This window comes from Sphingomonadaceae bacterium OTU29LAMAA1 (assembly GCA_024072375.1).
In the GTDB taxonomy this organism is placed as follows: Bacteria; Pseudomonadota; Alphaproteobacteria; order Sphingomonadales; family Sphingomonadaceae; genus Sphingomonas.
Map to the genome: position 1 here is coordinate 1,856,899 of CP099617.1, position 20,211 is coordinate 1,877,109.

Below are 20,211 nucleotides of genomic sequence, written 5' to 3' on the forward strand. Positions count from 1 at the left end.
GCGGATCAGGACGGGCGCTTGCGACGTCGGGGCGTGCGTGAACCGATCGTTGTCCGGCAATGTGCCGGGGCGGATGACAGGTTCGGACGATGGGTTCACGGCGCGATACTCCCGGACGGCAAGAGCCGCATTGGATATGCCGTCTATGCCGCCCACCTTGCTGAGTCGGCGCGCGAACGTTTTAATTTGTTTCCGGCGTCCGGGCGCGAGTCCGAAATCAGCGCGGCAGGACGATCGTCGCGCGCAATCCGCCCTCTGCCCGGTTGGCGAGGGTCAACGTGCCACCCTCCGTCTCGACGATTCGCGCGACGATCGGCAGACCAAGACCGAAGCCGACGGTGTCGCGGGGCCGCGCATTGTCGAGCCGGACGAAGGGTTCGAGGACACGGCGGAGCTGATCCTCCGGAATACCGGAGCCATCGTCCTCGACGGTCAGCGTCACACCGTCGGGCGCGCTGTCGAGGCGCAGCACGACGTTGCCGGCATAATGCAGCGCATTCTCCACGAGGTTGGCGAGCGCGCGCTTGAGTGCGACGGGGCGGACGGTAACCTCGCAATGCGCCGGGCCGTCGTAGACGCCCGGCAGGTCTCGGTCCTCGACATCGTCGATCAGCGTCGCGCAGAGCACGGCGATATCGGTCAGCACCGGCGTTTCGGGATCGCTGTCACCGCCGAGGAACGCAAGCAGCGAGGTGACCATCGCCTCCATCTCGCCGATGTCGCGCTGGATCGCATCGCGCGTGGCAATGTCGTCGACGCCATCCGCGCGGAGGCGCAGGCGGGCGAGCGGCGTGCGCAGATCATGGCCGACCGCCGCGAGCGCCTGAGTCCGGTCGGCGATCAGGCGCTGGATGCGCGCGGCCATGCGGTTGAAGGCGACGACGACGTGCCGCACCTCGCGCGGGCCGGTTTCCGAGATGGGATCATGCTCGGTATCGCCGAAACTGTCGGCGGCGGCGGCGAGCTGGCGCATCGGACGCAGGGAGCGGCGGATCAGCAGGCCACCGAGGATCATCAATCCCAGCGCGGGGATCAGCGCGAGCAGGATACGCTCCGCCGCGAGGTTCAGATTGTGCAGCGGTTCGAGCGTGCGGAAATACAGCCAGCTGCCGTCGGGCAGTTGCAGCCCGCCGGTGACGACCGAACTGCGCCCCGGCGACGTCAGCTTCAGGCGCAGGTCGGTGGTGGCCAGCGTCGGTTCCCATTCCACCACCTGATGCCGCATGCTGTCGAGCGCGGGCGCGATCGGCGGCGGCGCGGGCAGGTTCTGCTGCCAGTGCAGCGCATAGCGTTCGGTGGTCAGGTCCTCGGCCATGTCGTCGCGGCGCGACACCGGTTGTTCGGCGATCAGGCGGCGGGCGATGACGAGATGTTCGGCAAGGCGTCGGGCCTCGTCGTCGCGCACCGCGAACTGGCTCGCACGTTCGTAAAGCAACGTGCTGACGCCGAATTCGATGACCATCGTCAGGAGGAGGATGGCGACGATCTGGCCGATGATGCCGATCGAGGGGCGCAGGAAGCGTTTCATGCCGAATATGCGGGGTTGCGATCGCCGATCAACGGCGCGTCACCTCGGTATTCAGCATGTAGCCGACGCCGCGGACGGTGATGATCGGCGCATCCTTGCCCGCGCTCGACAATTTGCGGCGCAGGCGGCTGATCAGCACGTCGATGCTGCGGTCCGAGCTGTCGCCCAGCCGCGTGCGCGACAGTTCGATCAGCCGTTCGCGCGCGATGACGCGGCCGGCATGTTCGGCGAGGCTGACGAGCAGGTCGAACTCCGCTCCGGTCAGGTCGACGATCGCGCCGGTGGGGGAGGTCAGCTCGCGGCGCGGCAAGGTCACCTGCCATCCGTCGAAGGTCAGCACGCCCTCTTCGCGCTCGCCGGGATTGCGCTCCAGCGAACCGCGGCGCAGCACCGCGCGGATGCGGGCGATCAGCTCGCGCGTGCCGAACGGCTTGGCGATATAATCGTCGGCGCCGAGTTCGAGGCCGACGACCCGATCGGTCTCGCTGCCCTTGGCGCTGATGAAGATGATCGGGACTTCGCTCTTCTGGCGCAGCGCGCGGCACAGGTCGATGCCGCTGGTGCCGGGGAGCATGATGTCGAGCAGGATGAGGTCGACCGGGCCGGCTTCCAGCGCCAGCCACATTTCAGGCGCGGCGGAGGCGGGGCGGACGAGATAGCCGTTTTCCTGCAACGCGCGGGTGGTCAGGGTACGAAGGGCGGGATCGTCCTCTACCAGGAGGATCGTGGGGGCGGTCATGGGCCGAGAGGTAGGCAAGGACGGTGCCGGGGTCAACCGACCCGCATTGCGCACCGGTCCGCTTCGGGAACATCCGCAACCCTCCGCGCGTCCCTTCCGCCAAGGCGGGAGCCCCTTTGCTCCTTTGACCGGAAAAGGGGGCTCCCGCTGACTCAGTCGGCGGCTACGGGTCCGTGACCACCCTTGGGCCGGCGGGTAAACCAGACGATGACGATCAGCGCGGCGCACAGCCAGGCCGAGACGCGGAACAGATCGGTCGAGGCGAGCAGATAGGCCTGCCCGACCATCTGCCGGGTGATCGCGGCCGCCGCCTGCGTCGAGGTCGCGCCCATCCTCTGGAGGGCTTCGCTCGCCATCTGGAGCGGCATGCCCTGCCCCACCGCTTCCGACAGACGGCTCTGATGCAGCGCCTCGCGCCGGTCCCACGCGGTGGTGATGATCGATGCGGCGAACGATCCGGCGACGATGCGCGCGAAGTTCGAGATGCCGGTCGCCGAGGGCAGCCGCTGCGGCGGGATGCCGTCGAGCGAGATGGTGAGCATTGACAGGAAGAACACGCTCATCGCGACACCCTGCACCAGCAACGGCAGCATGAAATCCCACGAACTCGCCGTCGTCGTGTAGCCCGAGCGCATGTAATAAGACAGCGCGAAGGCCATGAAGGCGATCGTCGCGAGGATGCGCGCGTCGATCTTGCCCGACATGCGAGCGGCGAACGGCGACAGGACGACCGCGACGATGCCGCTGGGTGCTGCGATCAAGCCCGCCCAGGTCGCGGTATAGCCGACCTGCGTCTGGAGCCACAGCGGCAGGATCAGAATGTTGGCGAAAAATACCGCATAGCCGAGGCAGAAGGCGATATTGCCGATCGCGAAGTTGCGGCTCTTGAACAGGGTCAGGTCGACCGCCGGATTGGCGTCCGTCAGTTCCCAGATCACCCAGGCGACGAAGCCGATCGCGGCGACCACCGCCATCACGCAGATCGTCGTATCGGCGAACCAGTCGGCGTTCTTGCCGAGATCGAGCATGATCTGGAGCGCACCGACCCAGACGACGAGCAGCCCGAGCCCGACGGTGTCGATCGGCAGCTTGCGCGTCGGCGTCTCGCGCGTCTTCAGCCCGCGCCAGCAGACCAAGGCGGTGAAGATGCCGAAGGGGACGTTGATGAGAAAAATCCAGCTCCAGTGATAATTGTCACTGATATAGCCACCGAGGATCGGTCCCATCACTGGGCCGACCAAGGTCGTCATCGACCAGACGCCGAGCGCGGTGCTGCGCTTGTTGGCGGGGAAGACGGAGATCAGCAGCGCCTGACTACCGGGCATCATCGGGCCGGACACCGCGCCCTGGATGATGCGGAACACGATCAGCGATTGCAGGCTCCACGCGATGCCGCACAGGAACGAGGCCAGCGTGAACAGCGCGACCGCGGTGCAGAAGGTGCGGACGACGCCGAACCGGCCCATCAGCCAGCCGGTCAGCGGCACCGCGACGCCGTTGGCGACGGCGAAGGCGGTGATGATCCACGTCGAATTGTCGCTCGATACGCCGAGGTTGCCGGCGATCGTCGTCAGCGACACGTTGGCAATCGTGGTGTCCAGCACCATCATGAACGTGCCGAGCGCGAGCGCGAAGGCGATCAGCGCGAGCTTGCCGCCGGTGAGCGGGGCGGGTTGGGCGGGCATCAGCGTTTATCCCAACGGTGCTGGCTGCCCTCGCCCCTCCGGCGCTGCGCGCCTCCCTCCCTCTCCCGACGGGAGAGGGAAAAGACGGCGTAGCCGGCGAAGGGTGAGGACAGGCGCGGAGTCATCAGCGATTGGCGGCGATGATCTGGCGGATGCGCGCCTCGACGGCGGGGTCGCTGCCGTCGGTGGGCTTGCGTCCATACGCCTGCGTCGCGGCGCGGCCGAGGCGTTGGCCGCCGAGGTTCGCGGTATCCACCGTCGCATTGACCGACAGCCCGACGCGCAGCGGATTGCGGTTCAGTTCGCGCGGGTCGAGGCCGATGCGTACCGGCACGCGCTGGACGATCTTGATCCAGTTGCCCGATGCGTTCTGCGGCGGCAGCAGCGCGAAGGCGTTGCCCGAACCGGCACCGACGCCGATGACATGGCCGTGGAAGACCACGTCGTCGCCGTACATGTCGGCGGTGATCGTCGCCGGCTGGCCGATGCGCAGGTCCTTCAACTGGGTTTCGCGGAAATTGGCGTCCACCCATACCTTGTCGAGCGGCACCACCGCCATCAACGGCGTGCCGGGCGCGACCTGCTGGCCGAGCTGCACCGTGCGCTGCGCGACGACGCCGTCGATCGGCGCGACGATGTGCATGTGGCTGCGGGTGATCGCGGCGCGGCGATAGGCTGCGGCGGCAGCGAGCACGGCGGGATTGGTGCTGGTGTCGGTCCCCTGCACCGCCGAGCGCGACTGCATCTGCTGGCTCAGCGCGAGGTTGAGGTTGGCACGCGCGACCTTCACCGCATCGGCGGCGTGTGCGAGTTCCTCGCCCGAAATCGCACCCTGCGCTGCCGCACCCTGTCGGCGAGCATAATCGGCAGTCGCCGCACTCAATTGCGCGCGGGCCTGCACGACCGAAGCGCCGCTTTCCGACACCTTCGAGATGTCGGCGCGGGTCGCGCGGACGGCGCGGGCGAGTTCCGCCTCCGCCGAGGCCAGCGCGACGTCGGCGGTGGCGGGGTCGAGGTCGAGCAGCGGCGCGCCGGCCTTCACCGTCTGGGTATTGTCGGCGTGGATCGCGGTGATCTGGCCCGGATCGCGCGCAGTGATCGCGACGACATCGCCGGCGACATAGGCGTCGTCGGTTTCCTGTTCCGGCTTGGCGAGCAGGAAGTGGAACACCGCCCAGACGATGGCCGCAATCAAGACGATCGCGCCGAGGATCAGGAAGCCACGGCGCCGCGCGCGGGGCTTGCCGTTTTCGACGGGTTCGGGAGCAGGCGCTTGCGTATCGGTCATCGGCTGGATTCCTGGGCGGAGAAGCCGCCGCCGAGCGCCAGCACCAGCGCGACGCGCTGACGGGCTGCTTCGGCAGCGAGGTTTGCTTGGGCGAGCTGCGCATCGAGCAGCCGGACGTCGTTGTCGACGAGGTCGAGCTTGCTATCGAGGCCGCTCGAGACGCGGATCGCATTGAGGCGGTTGGTGTCGCCGAAGCCGCGGACGACCTCTGCGGTGCGCGCGCGTTGCTGCGTCAAATTGGCGACCAGAGCGATCGCGTCCGCCGCCTCCTTCACTGCGCCGACGACGCGATCGTTGTAATCGGCGGTGGCGAGATCGAGCGCAGCGGTGGCGCCGGCGAGGTCCGCCTTCAGCCTGCCGTTGTCGAACAGTGGCAGGTGGATCGCCGGGCCTGCCCCCGCCGTACCGGCATCGAGGCTGAACAGGTTGCCGAGGCCGACCGCCTGAAACCCCGCCAGCGCGGCGAGATTGACGTTGGGGTAGAAGGCACGGCGGGCGACCTGACGCCCGGCAGCGGCGGCATCGATCCGGGCGAGACCGGCGGCGATATCGGGCCGCCGGGCGAGCAGGTCGGCTGGCACCTGCGCCGGCAGCGGCAGCGCGGCATCGAAGTTCAACATCGCGGGACGGATGGTCGTGGCATAGTCCGGACCGCGCCCGGCGAGTGCGGCAAGCGCGTTGGTCGCCAGCGCGCGGCTACCCTCGGCGCGGACCAGCGCGCCTCGCGCCTGCGCCAGCAGGGTTTGGGCCGCGACCGCCTGAAGATTGCTCGCGAGGCGGTTGCGGATGCGGATGTTGACCAGCCGCAGCGATTCCTGCCGCGTCGCGATGGTCCGGCGGGCGATGCCGGCTTCGGCTTCGGCACGGGCGAGATCGATATAGGTCTGCACCACCGATCCGGCGATCGCGAGGCGTGCGGCGGCGAGGTCGAGCGCGGCGGCCTGCGTCGAGGCGCGGGCGCTTTCGATCGCCGCCTTTTGCCGGCCGAACAGGTCGAGGTTCCAGTTGAGGTTCGCCTGCGCCTGCCCGACGAAGCGCACCGATCCGGCGAAGGGCGGCGGAATGGTGTAGCGGCCCGAAAGGCGCGCGACCTGCGCCGATCCGTCGAGCGTCACGTCGGGGCCATTGGCCGCATCGCGGCCGGCGAGCACCGCCTGCGCCTGCGCCACGCGGGCAACTGCGGCGTCGAGCGTGGGATTGCCGGCGGTCGCATCGGTGACGAGGCGATCGAGTTGCGCGTCACCGAAGCCGGTCCACCAGCGATCGGCGATCGCGGGTGCGACGGGACCGGTCAGGCCGAGCGATGCAGGCGCAACGGGAGCGACTGCGGGTGGGCTGTGCGGGACGGCGCAGGCACCGAGCAGCAGCGCCGCGATCGGGGACAGGTTGGCGATCTTCATGCCGAGACGCCGTCGTCCGAGGCCTGTTGCAGGGTGTTGCGGAGTTGGCAAAGGAGACGGGTCAACTCTGAGACATCCTTTTCATTCCAGTCTTTCAGCCAGTCGTTCCACAGCGCGATCACCACGTCGCGGACCGTCGCGGCGATTGCCTCGCCCGCCGGCGTCAGCGCGACGCGGACCAGCCGGCGATCCTCTTCCCCGCGCGCGCGCGTCACCCAGCCACGCTCTTCCAGCGTATCCACCAGCCGCGTCGTCGCGCCCTTGTCGTGACCGAGGTCGCGGGCGATTTCGGCGCAGGTGGAGGCGCGATCGAAATGCAGCGCCACCAGCGCACTCCACTGCGTCTTGGTGATGTCATGCGCGGCGAACACCGGTTCTAGCGCGGACGTGCCGAGCTGTTCCGACCGACGGATCAGGTAGCCGATCGAGTTTTCGGGATGGAAATTCGAGTCGCTGTAGAACGCCATGCGGTTGCCATGGCAATGGTTGCCGAGGCAGTCAATAGTGTTGCATAATGTTGCTATCGCCTCCCACTTGTCCCCCGCGCGGGGGAAGTGGCGCCGCGTTAGCGGTGACGGAGCGGGAGGTGGGCCATGAAACCATGGGTTCGCAGCGACGCCCCATTGACCGTCGGAGCGAGAGAGGAATCGAGCACCTCTCCATCGCTAACCGCTTCTTAGGGCCGGGGCGCTAGGCCATCGCCTTGGACTTCGCAGGACCACCGACCCATGGAATTTCCGCTGATCGCGCCCAATCCGCCGCGACTGAGTGAGCTGACCGACGGCTTGCGCCGGATCGAGGCGTCGGGCGTATTCAGTAACAATGGTCCCGAAGTGAGGGCGTTCGAGGCGGAGATCACCGACCGGATGTTCGGCGGTACCGGAGCGAGCCTCGCGGTCGGCAATGCGACGCTGGGGCTGATGGTCGCGATGCGGCAGGCGGCGGGGATGCATCCGCGGCCGGGCACGCTGGCGCTGATGCCGGCGCTGACCTTCGCTGCCACGGCGCAGGCGGCGGTCTGGTCGGGGCTGACGCCGCTGATCTGCGATATCGAAGCTGCGACATGGGCGGCCGATCCGACGCAGGAAGAGGCGTTGCTGGCGCGATACGGCGAGCGGATCGGCTTGATCGTGCCCTATGCGACGTTCGGCACGGCGATCGACCTCGATCGCTATGCATGGCTGGCGAAACATTATCAGGTGGGTGTGGTGATCGACGCCGCCGCGTCGCTCGGCACGCTGGATGGCGAAGGCCGCGGGTTCGGCACCGGCGCGCCGTTCACCATCGTCTATTCGATGCACGCGACCAAGACCTTTTCGGTCGCGGAGGGCGGGCTGATCCATAGCGGCGACCGTGCCCTGATCGACCAGTTGCGGAGCATGATCAACTTCGGGTTCGAGGGCGGGCGCAGTGCCACCCTGCCCGGCATCAACGCCAAATTGCCCGAGGTGATCGGACTGATGGCCCGTGCCAAGCTGACCGACATCGACGCGATCTGCGATCATCGCGCCGCGATCGACACGGCCTATCGCGACGCCCTGCCCGCCTTTGCGACGCAGCGGCGGCAGGGCCGGCGACAGGCGACGCAATTCATGCCGGTGCTGCTGCCCGAAGCGCTGGCACCGCACCGGGCCGCGATCGTTGCCGCGCTGGCGCAAGACGGTGTGGGCGTCGGCCAGTATTTCAGCCCGCATATCGGCGAACAGCCGCTGTTCCGCGACATCGCGCTGGTCGAGCCGACGCCGGTCGCCGACGATATCGGCGCGCGGATGCTGAGCCTGCCGATCACCGATGCGATGACTCCGGCGGATGCGCCGGTGATCGCCGGGCGGCTGATGATGGCGATCGAACGGATCGCGGATACCGCGGTCGCGCGGGTGGGAGAGATGATGGACGCTACGGATCTGGCGACGGTGGTGATCGGCGGCGGCCCTGCCGGAACTGCTATGCTGACGTCGGCGAGCAAGCAGAACAAGCTGGTGCCGCTCGTCGAGGCGGGCTTTGCCATCGTCGAACGGCGGACGCGGATGGGATCGGGCGAGCTGGGCAATTACGCGATCCGGTCGGACACCACGGCGGAAACGTTCCTGTCGGCGGTGAAGAACAACCCGCATCCCGAACTCGCGTCGCTGGAGCACCATCCCGCCGGGCAGCTGATGCAGCGCTACGTCGCCGAACTGGGCGCGCCGCTGACCGATACCGCGCCGTTGCTGTCGGTGACCGCGGACCGGCTGAAGGGCATCGTCGCCGCGCACGGCGGCGAGGTGCTGACCGGCCATGACGCGACCAGCGTGCAGCGCACCGGCGATGGCCGCTGGCGCACGTCGGTAAAGGACGCATGCGGGGCAACGCGCACGCTGGTGTCGCGCAACGTCGTGGTGGCGACCGGGGGCTACCAGACCGACGAACAGGTCGCCGCAAAGCGCGTCGCTGGCGTGGCGCTGGGGAAGCTCGCCGGCAAGCGGCTGATGCGATCCGACACGCTGCTGCGGCTCGGCGGGGTCGAACAGGTGCATGAGCGGCTGCGCGGGCGAGCGTCGCCACGGGTCGCGATCATCGGCGCGTCGACCAGCGCGATCGCCGCGGCCGTGCTGCTGCTGAAGAACCAGCCGGGCTTCGCATTCGGTGCCGGCGCGGTGACGATCCTGCATCGCCAGCCGCTCAAACCCTTCTATCCGACCATTGCGGCGGCACATGCCGAGGGCTTCCGCGATTTCGACGAGAACGATATCTGCCCGGTAAGCGGCTTCGTGTTGCGGCTGGCCGGCCTGCGCCTCGAATCACGCGAATTGGTGCTGCGGATGCTCGCACTGGGCGGTCGCACGCCCGATCCCCGCGTCGCGTCGCACCGGATCGGTGGCGACGAGGATGCCGAGGCGCGAAGGATCATCGCCGACGCCGATCTGGTGGTGGGCGCGCTCGGCTATCGCCCGCGCGCGGTGCCGCTGCTGGGAATGGACGGGCAACCACTGGCGCTCGCGCATCACGACGGTCGCCCGATGGTCGACCGGCACTGCCGTATCCTCGATGCGCAGGACCTGCCGGTGCCGGGCGCCTATGGCATCGGCTTGTCGGCAGGCTTCGTGCCGTGGGGTAAACTGGGTGGCGAGGCGAGCTTCCGCGGCCAGGCGAACGGCCTGTGGTTGTGGCAGAACGACGTCGGCCAGATGATCGTCGACCAGTTGCTGGGACTGGAGCAGCCCGGCGCGGTACTGGCGGACGCGCGGGCGGCGGCGTGACGGATCCGGTCGTCTCGGTCGTCATGCCGAGCTACAATGGCGTGGCCTTTATCGGCGAGACGCTGGAATCGCTCGCGCGACAGACCTTGCGCGATTGGGAAGCGATCGTGATCGACGATTGTTCGACAGACGACACCCGTGCGCTGGTCAAGGCCTGGCCGGATTCCCGTGTCCGGCTGATCGAGCGTAGCGAGAACGGCGGACCGGTCCTCGCCCGCAATTCGGGAATCGCGGCGGTGCGGGGCCGCTACATCGCGGGGCTGGATCAGGACGACCTGTGCCTGCCCGACCGGCTGGCGCGGCAGGTCGCGTATCTGGAGGCGCATGCCGACGTGGTGCTGGTCGGCGCCCAGGCCGAGCAGTTGCGCGAGGGCAAGGTGTCCGCGATGCAATATGCGCCGCATTCCACGCCGGACCTGATCGCCTGGCTGACCTGGATCGAGAACCCGATCGTCTGGTCGACCGTGATGATGCGAACCGGCGCGGCACGGGCGCTCGATCCGTTCAGCCGTCCCGCGCTGGTCTATGCCGAGGATTTCGACCTGTACCATCGCATCGCCCGCTTCGGCAGGGTCGCGCGGCTGGACGAGCCCCTGGTCCTGTACCGTCAGCATGCCGGCGGCGTGTCGAAACGCTTCATCTCGACGATGCAGGCGAGCGCGACGCAGGTGCTGGCGCAGGCCCATGCCGCGCTGCTCGGCGAAGACGAGGCAGCGGCACTGGCCACGTTGCTCGTACGGCATAACATGGGGGGCGAACCGGTGCCGGATCGGGCGACACTGATGCGGCTCGGAAACGGTATCGCGACGTTGCAGGCCGCATTCATCGCGCAGGCGAGCCCGGATGCGGAGAGCAGCAAGCTGATCCGCTGGGAAACCGCACGCCGCTGGGCGCGGATCGGACGGGCGGGGCTGCGATCCGGCGCGGTTTCGCTGGGCGATGTGATAGCCGCCCGCCCACCACATCTGGGCCTCGGCTATGCCGGGATCGAAACATTGCTGTGGTGCGGCGCGATCGGCGCCGTGCGGCGGTGGCAGGCCCGTGACCCGTCTGCCAGCGTCACTGGCTGACCGGATGTGAAAGGCCGCCGGATAGCTCCGGCGGCCTCGCGCTGGTCATGCCTGATGGATCAGGACTGACCCTGGCTCAGGAATCCGATCAGCTCGGGCTGGGTGAGCGACTGGTTCTTGTCCTTGTCTGCCTGTGCGAACGCGGCATTGACCCAGGATTTCGTTTCGGCGCTCGTCGCAGACGCCTTCGGATCGGTTGCCTGCTTCAGCTTGACCATCCAGCTGGCAAATTCGGTCTTTTCGAGCTTGCCGTCCTTGTTCGCGTCATAGGCCGGGAACTCGGTCTGGACGACAGTCGCGACCTGATCGGCACCCGCTGCCGGCTCGGCCGCCGCACTCTGCGCCGCATCCGCTGCAGGAGCGGCCGCGGTCGAGTCCATCGGCGCGGAAGGCTGCGCCTGCGGGTCTGCGGCCGGAGCAGCTTGCGGCGTCGTCGCCGGGTCCACCTGACCGGATGCGGCCTGCGGTGCCGACTGCGTCGAGGTCGGGGCAGTATTGGCCTGCGTCTGCGCGATAGCTGGCGCAGCAATCGTCATCACGCCGGCGAGAAGAGCATATTTCAGCATTGCTTGTCTCCCATCGTTGTTCATGAAACTTGTAGCGGCTCGATTACGCCGGCCGCCACGCTTACTTGAAGTGGGAAATGATCTATTGATTGCAATGGTTCCGCATCGGCAGGTTTGTGGCCGAACGCCCACACTGCTACTGCCCCGCGGAAATCCGCGATTCGTACCGTTTTCGACACGACGAGCCGTGCGCCCATCAGGACGAAGGAACATCATGGTCCCCCGCTATTCCCGCCCCGAGATGACCGCGATCTGGACGCCTGAGAACCGTTTCCGCATCTGGTTCGAGATCGAGGCACACGCCACCGACGCGCTCGCCGAGCTGGGCGTCGTGCCGAATGAAGCCGCACAGGCGCTGTGGGCATGGTGGAACACCAACCCCGCGATCGACGTCGCCGCGATCGACGCGATCGAGGCGGTCACCAAGCACGACGTCATCGCCTTCCTGACCTGGGTCGCGGACAATGTCGGCGATCAGGCGCGCTTCATGCATCAGGGCATGACCTCGTCCGACGTGCTCGACACCGCACTGGCGGTGCAGCTGGCGCAGGCGTCCGACATCCTGCTCGCCGACCTCGACCGGTTGCTGGAGGTGCTCAAGCGCCGTGCGATCGAACACAGGATGACGCCGACGATCGGTCGTAGCCACGGCATCCACGCCGAACCGGTGACGTTCGGGCTGAAGCTGGCGCAGGCCTATGCCGAATTCGACCGCTGCAAGACGCGGCTGATCGCGGCGCGGGCGGACATCGCCACCTGCGCGATCTCCGGCGCGGTCGGCACCTTCGCCAACATCGACCCGTCGGTCGAGGAGCATGTCGCCGCCAAGCTCGGCCTGTCGGTCGAACCCGTCTCGACGCAGGTCATCCCGCGCGACCGGCATGCGATGTACTTTGCGACGCTGGGCGTGATCGCGTCGTCGATCGAGCGGCTGGCGACGGAGGTCCGCCACCTCCAGCGTACCGAAGTACTGGAAGCCGAAGAGTATTTCTCGCCCGGCCAGAAGGGCTCGTCGGCGATGCCGCACAAGCGCAACCCGGTGCTGACCGAGAACCTGACCGGCCTCGCCCGGATGGTGCGCGGCTATGTCACGCCGGCGCTGGAGAATGTGGCGCTGTGGCATGAACGCGACATCTCGCATTCGTCGGTGGAGCGGTACATCGGCCCGGACGCGACGATCACGCTCGACTTCGCGCTGGCGCGGCTGACCGGCGTGATCGACAAGCTGCTCGTCTATCCCGAACGGATGGAAAAGAACCTCAACAAGATGGGCGGCCTCGTCCATTCGCAGCGCGTGCTGCTGGCGCTGACGCAGGCGGGGGTGAGCCGCGAGGATTCGTACCGGCTGGTGCAGCGCAATGCGATGAAGGTGTGGGAATCGGACGGCGCGCTATCGCTGCTCGACCTGCTGAAGGCCGATCCGGAGGTGACCGCGGCGTTGCCGGCGGAGCAGATCGAGGAGAAGTTCGACCTCGGCTATCATCTCAAACACGTCGATACGATTTTCGCGCGCGTATTCGGCTGACGCGGGATTTCGCCCGGTCGGGCAAGGTGGGCGGGTCGCCAGCCGAACGGGAGGGCCGGCTCGCCGATGCCGCCCTCCCCGTGCGCAAGCGAGCGCCGCCCGGCAACGTTTCGTAACAGGAAACGTGCGCATGCCACCGAACCGTTTCGGACCCGATGCGTTACGGGGTTGATGCGGGGGCGAATATTCACGTTGGTCGGTGTGACGGCTGTGTTGCTGTCCGCCTGCAACACGCATCAATCGACGCTGGCGCCGTTCGGTGCGGATGCCGTCGACATTCGCCACCTGTTCCTCATCATGCTGGCCGGCGCCGTGGTCATCGCGACCGGCGTCGCCCTGCTGATGCGACATGCGGTGCGCGCGCCGGAGGGCGAGCTGACGCACGACAAGGGCATGCGGCTGGTGCTGTGGCTCGGCGGTATCAGCCCGACGGTCGTGCTGCTCGGGCTGCTGGTCTGGTCGTTGCCTTACATGAAGCCCCGCCCTGTCGGACCCGCCGATCTCAACATCGCGGTAGAGGGCGAGCAATTCTGGTGGCGCGTCGTCTATCGCCCTGCCGGGGCCGCGCCGGTCGAGAGTGCCAACGAAGTCCGGATCCCCGTCGGCCGCACCGTCGCATTTCGCCTGACCGCCGCAGACGTTCTCCACAGCTTCTGGATACCCGGCCTCGCCGGCAAGATGGACATGATCCCGGGTCGCACCAACACGTTGGTCGTTCGCGCCGAAAAGGCCGGACGATATCGTGGTCAATGCGCCGAATTCTGTGGGTTGAGCCACGCGCTGATGGCGATGGACGTGGTGGCGATGGAGCCTGCCGCGTTCGACACATGGCTGGCCGACCAGCGCCGACCGGCGACAGCGCGCGGTGACGGCGCAAGGCTGTTCGCCGCCAACGGCTGCAACGCCTGCCACGCGATCCGCGGCACGCAAGCGAACGGACGGATCGGCCCCGACCTGACGCATTTCGGCGCGCGACCGACGCTGGCGGCGGGTATCCTGCCGATGACCACCGCCAATGTCGCGGGCTTCATCCGCCATCCGCAGACCACCAAGCCGGGCGTGCGCATGCCCGCCTTCCCCCATCTCTCGCAAGGTGAGGCCGTCGCCATCGCCCGCTATCTGCAGGGCCTGCAATGAGCCTCCACACACAGGACGATCCGGAACTCCGCAAGGCGCAGGAAGAGCGGCTGCGCGAAGTGTGGAAGCCGCCGTCGGGCTGGTTCTTCCGCTGGACCGACGTCAACAACAACCGGATCGGCGTCTGGTACACGCTGACCGCGTTCGGCTTCATGCTGTTCGCGGGCGTATTGGCGCTCATCATGCGCACGCAATTGGCGGTGCCGGAGAACGACCTCGTCAGCGCGAACACCTTCAACCAGCTGTTCACGCTGCACGGCTCGATGATGATGTTCCTGTTCGCCGTGCCGATGTTCGAAGCGGTGTCGATCATCCTGCTGCCGCAGTTGCTGGGCGCGCGCGACCTCCCCTTCCCGCGCCTCTCCGCGTTCGGTTACTGGAGCTTCCTGCTCGGCGGCGTGTTCGTCGGCGGGTCGATCTTCTTCAACGCCGCGCCCGATGGCGGCTGGTTCATGTACCCGCCGCTGACGACGCGCACCGACCTGTCGGGGCTCGGTGCCGACATCTGGATGCTGGGGCTCAGCTTCATCGAGGTGTCGTCGGTCGCCGCCGCGGTCGAACTGATCGTCGGCGTGCTGAAATGCCGGCCGCCCGGCATGCGGCTCAACCTGATGCCGCTCTACGCCTGGTACATCTTGGTCGTCGCGGTGATGATCCTGTTCGCCTTCCCGCCACTGATCGCGGGCGACCTGCTGTTCGAGATGGAGCGGCTGCTCGGCTGGCCGTTCTTCGACGCGGCCAAGGGCGGCGATCCGCTGCTGTGGCAGCATCTGTTCTGGATTTTCGGCCATCCGGAAGTCTACATCGTCTTCCTGCCGTCGATCGCGCTGTTCGCGATGCTGATCCCGACGTTCGCGCAACGGCATCTGCTCGGCTATCCGTGGATCGTGCTGGCGGCGGTCGGCACCGCATTCCTGTCGTTCGGGCTGTGGGTCCACCACATGTTCGCGACCGGGCTGCCGAAGATCAGTCTCGCCTTCTTCTCCGCCGCGTCCGAAGCCGTCGCGATCCCGACCGGCGTGCAGATATTCGCGTTCATCGCGACCCTGTGGGCGGGCAAGGTGAAATGGTCGACGCCGTTGCTCTACGCCAGCGGCAGCCTCGCGGTGTTCGTCATCGGCGGCCTCACCGGCGTGATGGTCGCGATCGCGCCGTTCGACTGGCAGGCGCACGACACCTATTTCGTCGTCGCGCACCTGCATTACGTGCTGATCGGCGGGACGTTGCTGCCGCTGTTCGGGGGGCTGTATTATTATTGGCCGCTGATCACCGGCAAGAAACTGAGCGACCGGCTGGGGCGGATCGCGTTCTGGATCATGTTCGTCGGCGTCAACCTCACCTTCTTCCCGATGCATCTGTCGGGGCTGGAGGGGATGCCGCGGCGGGTGTTCACCTATCCGGCCGATCTCAATATCGGCTGGCTCAACCTCGCCTCGACGTTGGGATCGTATCTGTTCGCGACCGGCGTCGCCGTGCTGGTCGTCGATCTCGCACTGTCGCCGACGCGCAAGAAGGCGGCGCGCAATCCGTGGAACGCCGGCACGCTCGAATGGCTGGCGCTGCCCGAGGACGAGGATTGGGGCATCCGATCGGTGCCGCTGATCGAGAGCCGCTATCCGATCTGGGACCAGCCGGGCTTCGTCGCCAAGGTCGACGAAGGCCGCTTCTTCCTGCCCGATGCGGAGGAAGGGCGACGTGAGACGATCATCACCTCGGTCCTCGACGCCAAGCCGGTGTCGGTGATCCGGCTGGGTACGCCGAGCGTCAAGCCGATGATGACCGCCGTCGCGCTGGGCGCGGTGTTCATCCTGACGACCTATCATCTGTACCTTCTCGCGGCGCTGAGCGGCGTGGCGACGCTGGCGTGCGTCTTGTGGTGGCTGTGGGATACCGCCGAGATCCCGGAGAAGCCGGAGAAGGGGATCGGCCATGGCATCGACCTGCCGCTGTATATCTCCGGTCCCGCCGCGCCGGGCTGGTGGGCGATGTTCATCACGATGATGGCGGATGCGACGGCGTTTTCGGGGCTGGTGTTCGGCTATTATTTCTACTGGACGATCCATCCCGATTTCGGCGCCGGGTTCGACAGGCCGGGCGTGTACTGGCCGATGGTCGCGCTGGCGCTTTCGCTGGCGAGCTGGGCGACGACGGTGGCGGCGCGCGAACTGAATGCGCGGGCGCAGGTCTTGCCGGCAAGGATGCTGCTGATCGCTGGTGCGGTGCTGGCAGGAATCAGCATCTTTGCCGGTCTGCGGGGGCTGTCCGGCCTCGATCCCAAGGCGAACGTCTATCCGGCGATCGTCTATGTGCTGGTGATCTGGACCGTCGCGCATGCCGCGGTCGGCGTGGTGATGCAGCTCTACACGCTGGCCCGCAGCTTCGCCGGACGGATGACGCCGACGCACGATGCCGATCTGCGCAACATCACCGTCTACCAGCATTTCTTCGCACTTACGGCATTGGTGGCCTACCTGACGATCGGGCTGTTCCCGGAGGCGGGGCTGTGAGGCGGCTGGTCAAGCGCGCGCGCAGCCTGCGCGTCACGCTGTGGACGCTGATCGTACCGCCGACGACATGGGCGGTGCATTTCCTGTTCTCGTATTTGTGGGCGGCGGTGTCGTGCGCCAAGCTGGGCGAATGGGCGCGGTTTCCGACCGCTTTCGCGATCGGGACGGTCATAGCGTTGCTGGTCATCGTCGCCGCAGGGCTGATCGCATGGCAGCAGGCGCGCACGCCGGGCGAGCCTGCACCGCATGACAGCGGGACGGATGTCGATCGCTTGCGCTTCATCGCTTATTCGACGCTGCTGCTGTCGGGGCTGAGCTTCATCGCGGTGGTGTTTACCGCCGCGCCGGTCATCGTACTGAGCGATTGCCGGTGAGCGGTGTGCCGCCCCGTGCTCCTGCGAACGCAGGAGCCCAGAGTGACCGGGGGCAACGCTTGCGGTCCTGGGCTCCTGCGTTCGCAGGAGCACGGGGGGCGTTGGTGATAGGTCTGGCGCTGCTGCCCATCGGCTGGGTGCTGAGCGGCTACGGCATGACCGGTCATATGGCGGCGCACATGATCGCGGTCGCCGTCGCCGCACCGTTGATTGCGGTCGGAGTGCAGGGAGGGCGGTTCGATCCCGCGACCCGCTGGCCGCGGCTCGCCTCTCCCTTGCCCGCAGCGATGATCGAGGCGGTGGTGGTGTGGGGCTGGCACGTGCCTGCCCTGCGCAGCCTCGCCGCGCATCATCCGGTTGCACTCGTCGTCGAACAGGCGAGCTTCCTCGCCGCCGGCCTGCTGCTGTGGTCCGCCGTCCTCGCGCCACGACACGGCGCGGCCGGCGTCGGTGCGTTGCTGGTCACGTCTATGCACATGACGCTGCTGGGCGCGCTGATCGGCCTCGCACCCCGTCCGCTCTACATGCATCACGGCGCCGACGCGCTGGCCGACCAGCAACTCGCCGGTGTGGTCATGCTGCTGGTCGGCGGCATCGCCTATCTGCTCGGCGGGCTCGCGATGCTCGGTCGATTGCTCCAGACCCGCCCGGAGGCACGCGCCGTATGACCATCCGCATCACCTGGGCGCGCGCGGTCGCGACATTGGTCGGGCTGGCCGCGGCGGGGATGCTGTTCGCCTGGTCCGGGCTGTTCAACATTGCGGCATCGAGCGGACATTGGCCGATCACCGACTGGTTCCTGCACTGGACGATGCGCAATTCGGTACGGACCTACGCGGCCGTGACCAGCCCCGACGATCCCGCCGACCACAGCGGCATGGTCAGCGCCGCCGGGCATTTCGCCAACGCCTGTTCGATCTGTCACGGCGCGCCGGGCGTCAGGCCCGCGCCGGTGATGCAGGCAGCGACGCCCCCCGCCCCCGACCTCGCGGTCAATGCGAAGGAATGGAGCGACAAGCAGCTGTTCTGGATCCTGCAGCACGGCGTCAAATATACCGGCATGCCGGCGTGGGCGGTGCAGGACCGGCCCGACGAGGTGCGCCGCATGGTCGCCTTCGTCCGTCGCCTGCCGGGTATGACCGCCGCGCAATATGATGCGCTCGTCGCCGAGGCGGATCCGGGCGCGGATCTGGCCACCTGCACCGGTTGTCACGGCGCCGACGGCAAGGGGCGGGGTGCGCGCGACATTCCCTTGCTCGGTGGGCAAAAGCCTGCATACCTGCTCGCCGCGTTGCAGGGCTATGCGAGCGGCAAGCGGTCAAGCGCGGTGATGCAGCAGGTTGCGATGCGGATGGATCCGGCCGAGATGGACGACGCCGCGCGCCGCTTCGCCGCGATGCCCGGCCTCGGCGCATCCCCGACGGGCAACGATGCCGCCGCGGCGAGGATCGTCGAACAGGGACTGCCGAAGCTTCAGCTGCCCGCCTGCGCCAGCTGCCACACCGCGGGCAAGGACTATCCGGTGCTCGCCGGCCAGCGCGCCGGGTATATCGCGCAACGGCTGCGGCACTGGCGCGGCGAGGAGACGGTCGTGGATGCGCGCAAGAGCCACGCGACGATGCCGGTGATCGCGCGCCGCATCCCCGACGCGATGATCGATCCGCTCGCCCGTTACCTCGCCGGTCGATCCACGCGCTGACGGAACGCGCCGCCGCCTCGTTCGTCCCTGTCCCGAACAGGATAAGGACATCACATCATGGCGATCTTCAACAAGGACATGGTCGATCTCGCGGGCCGCAACACGCTCTGGCAGAAAGAGGTGTATCGCGACGCCAAGGTGCAGATCGTGCTGATGAACATCCCCGTCGGCGAAGAGATCGGCACCGAGACGCATCCCGCCGACCAGACGACCTATATCGTCGAGGGCGAGGCGCAGGTGACGATCGACGGGCATTCGACCAAGGCGACGCCGAACCACCTCGTCGTCGTGCCCAAGGGCGCCGAGCACAACATCGTCAACAAGGGATCGGGCCCGCTCAAGCTGTTTTCGGTCTACGCGCCGCCCGCCGAACCCGAAGGCGCGGCGTTCAAGACCAAGGCCGAGGCGGAAGAGGCCGAGAAGGGACTGTTGTCGAAAGTCGCCGATGCCGTGAAGGACGCGGTCGGCCGGTGAGCGCTCCCGCTCCCCGCCCCGCCCCGCGCGTCGTCATTACCGGCGCATCGAGCGGGATCGGCGCCGCGACCGCCATCGCTTTCGCCAGACAGGGCGCCAGCCTGTTCCTCGGCGCGCGCGGGGCGGCAGGCCTCGACGATATCGCCCGGCGCTGCCGCGATGCGGGTGGCACGGCGGAAGTGCAGGTGGTCGACACCACCGATGCCGCCGCCGTCGCCGCCGTCGCGACGGCCGCGAGGGATCGGCTGGGCGGCATCGACCTGTGGTTCAGCTGCGTCGGCGTCGGCGTCGTCGGCCGCTATCAGGACGTGCCGATCGCCGATCACACCCGCGTGGTCGAGGCCAATCTGCTGAGCCACATGAACGATGCGCATGCCGTGCTGCCGATCTTCCTCGCGCAGGGCCACGGCACCTGGGTCAACATGATCTCGGTCGGCGGTTTCCTGGCGACGCCCTATGCCGCCGCTTATTCCGCCAGCAAATTCGGCCTGCGCGGATTCAGCGAGGCGTTGCGCGGCGAGGTGTCGAAAAAGCCGCGCATCCACATCTGCGACGTCTACCCGACGTTCGTCGACACGCCCGGCATCGACCATGCGGGCAATTACACCGGTGCGCGGTTGTCGCTGCCGCCCGGTGCGCTGGCACCCGAGACGGTCGCGAAGGCGGTCGTCCGGCTTGCGCGGTATCCCCGCAACACCACGGTCGTCGGTGCGCCCGGACTGGCGCTGAAGCTGGGCCAGTTCGCCGCCCCCAATCTGGGCGCGGCGATCATGAACGGCTTCATGGACGTCTGGTCGACCAGGGCGGATCGCGGCGAGGACACGCCGGGCGCGGTATTCGATCCTCCCGCAGCGCCCAGCGGTCCCGACGGCGGTCGCCGGCATCCCGAGCGGCGGCGCAAGGCAGCCGCGGCGGCGAGTGCCGGCGCAGCGGTTGGGCTCGCTGCCATCGGCGGGTGGCTGTGGCGACGGCGGCGCTGA

General features: G+C 67.7%; 17 protein-coding genes. 10 read left to right on the forward strand and 7 right to left on the reverse strand.

Annotation, left to right across the window (positions count from 1 at the left end; genetic code table 11):
• Positions 1 to 217 precede the first annotated feature (217 nt).
• From NF699_09025 to NF699_09050, 6 genes are all read right to left on the reverse strand, one after another.
• The gene (locus NF699_09025) at positions 218 to 1,528 is read right to left on the reverse strand and encodes an ATP-binding protein (protein ID USU06780.1); all 1,311 of its coding nucleotides are present in this window, start codon (positions 1,526 to 1,528) and stop codon (positions 218 to 220) included.
• A 28-nt stretch (positions 1,529 to 1,556) separates the two neighbouring features.
• A complete protein-coding gene (locus tag NF699_09030; GenBank protein USU06781.1) occupies positions 1,557 to 2,267 on the reverse strand; it encodes a response regulator transcription factor in 711 nt (236 codons plus the stop codon).
• A 152-nt stretch (positions 2,268 to 2,419) separates the two neighbouring features.
• Complete coding sequence (locus tag NF699_09035; GenBank protein ID USU06782.1) at positions 2,420 to 3,952, reverse strand: DHA2 family efflux MFS transporter permease subunit; 1,533 nt, start codon at positions 3,950 to 3,952, stop codon at positions 2,420 to 2,422.
• A gap of 124 nt (positions 3,953 to 4,076) precedes the next feature.
• On the reverse strand, positions 4,077 to 5,240 hold the full coding sequence (locus NF699_09040; GenBank protein ID USU06783.1) for an efflux RND transporter periplasmic adaptor subunit: 1,164 nt from the start codon (positions 5,238 to 5,240) through the stop codon (positions 4,077 to 4,079).
• Positions 5,237 to 6,640, reverse strand: a complete 1,404-nt coding sequence (locus NF699_09045) for an efflux transporter outer membrane subunit (protein USU06784.1) — start codon at positions 6,638 to 6,640, stop codon at positions 5,237 to 5,239. Before NF699_09045 ends, NF699_09040 begins: the two co-directional genes overlap by 4 nt.
• The gene (locus NF699_09050; protein ID USU06785.1) at positions 6,637 to 7,107 is read right to left on the reverse strand and encodes a MarR family transcriptional regulator; all 471 of its coding nucleotides are present in this window, start codon (positions 7,105 to 7,107) and stop codon (positions 6,637 to 6,639) included. The genes NF699_09045 and NF699_09050 overlap by 4 nt, the downstream gene beginning before the upstream one ends.
• Before the next feature lie 261 nt (positions 7,108 to 7,368).
• Here NF699_09050 and NF699_09055 point away from each other — a divergent pair, with 261 nt between their 5' ends.
• Positions 7,369 to 9,879, forward strand: a complete 2,511-nt coding sequence (locus NF699_09055) for a DegT/DnrJ/EryC1/StrS family aminotransferase (GenBank protein USU06786.1) — start codon at positions 7,369 to 7,371, stop codon at positions 9,877 to 9,879.
• Positions 9,876 to 10,949, forward strand: a complete 1,074-nt coding sequence (locus tag NF699_09060) for a glycosyltransferase (protein USU06787.1) — start codon at positions 9,876 to 9,878, stop codon at positions 10,947 to 10,949. The genes NF699_09055 and NF699_09060 overlap by 4 nt, the downstream gene beginning before the upstream one ends.
• Before the next feature lie 59 nt (positions 10,950 to 11,008).
• On the opposite strand, the gene NF699_09065 is transcribed toward NF699_09060, so the two are convergent.
• On the reverse strand, positions 11,009 to 11,515 hold the full coding sequence (locus NF699_09065; GenBank protein USU06788.1) for an EF-hand domain-containing protein: 507 nt from the start codon (positions 11,513 to 11,515) through the stop codon (positions 11,009 to 11,011).
• Positions 11,516 to 11,729: 214 nt separating this feature from the next.
• Between NF699_09065 and purB the strand changes: the two genes are divergently transcribed.
• The 8 genes from purB to NF699_09105 all read left to right on the forward strand — a co-directional run bounded on the left by purB (position 11,730) and on the right by NF699_09105 (position 20,211).
• The gene (gene purB, locus NF699_09070; protein USU06789.1) at positions 11,730 to 13,040 is read left to right on the forward strand and encodes an adenylosuccinate lyase; all 1,311 of its coding nucleotides are present in this window, start codon (positions 11,730 to 11,732) and stop codon (positions 13,038 to 13,040) included.
• Positions 13,041 to 13,211: 171 nt separating this feature from the next.
• Positions 13,212 to 14,177 carry a cytochrome c oxidase subunit II gene (coxB, locus tag NF699_09075; protein USU06790.1) on the forward strand — a complete coding sequence of 322 codons (966 nt, stop codon included), beginning with the start codon at positions 13,212 to 13,214 and terminating at the stop codon, positions 14,175 to 14,177.
• Positions 14,174 to 16,684 carry a cytochrome c oxidase subunit I gene (ctaD, locus tag NF699_09080; protein ID USU06791.1) on the forward strand — a complete coding sequence of 837 codons (2,511 nt, stop codon included), beginning with the start codon at positions 14,174 to 14,176 and terminating at the stop codon, positions 16,682 to 16,684. The genes coxB and ctaD overlap by 4 nt, the downstream gene beginning before the upstream one ends.
• Positions 16,681 to 17,058 carry a hypothetical protein gene (locus tag NF699_09085; GenBank protein USU06792.1) on the forward strand — a complete coding sequence of 126 codons (378 nt, stop codon included), beginning with the start codon at positions 16,681 to 16,683 and terminating at the stop codon, positions 17,056 to 17,058. Before ctaD ends, NF699_09085 begins: the two co-directional genes overlap by 4 nt.
• A 101-nt stretch (positions 17,059 to 17,159) precedes the next feature.
• Complete coding sequence (locus tag NF699_09090; GenBank protein USU06793.1) at positions 17,160 to 17,726, forward strand: cytochrome c oxidase assembly protein; 567 nt, start codon at positions 17,160 to 17,162, stop codon at positions 17,724 to 17,726.
• Positions 17,723 to 18,757 carry a c-type cytochrome gene (locus NF699_09095; protein USU06794.1) on the forward strand — a complete coding sequence of 345 codons (1,035 nt, stop codon included), beginning with the start codon at positions 17,723 to 17,725 and terminating at the stop codon, positions 18,755 to 18,757. Before NF699_09090 ends, NF699_09095 begins: the two co-directional genes overlap by 4 nt.
• A 57-nt stretch (positions 18,758 to 18,814) precedes the next feature.
• Positions 18,815 to 19,231, forward strand: a complete 417-nt coding sequence (locus tag NF699_09100) for a cupin domain-containing protein (GenBank protein USU06795.1) — start codon at positions 18,815 to 18,817, stop codon at positions 19,229 to 19,231.
• The gene (locus tag NF699_09105) at positions 19,228 to 20,211 is read left to right on the forward strand and encodes an SDR family oxidoreductase (protein ID USU06796.1); all 984 of its coding nucleotides are present in this window, start codon (positions 19,228 to 19,230) and stop codon (positions 20,209 to 20,211) included. Before NF699_09100 ends, NF699_09105 begins: the two co-directional genes overlap by 4 nt.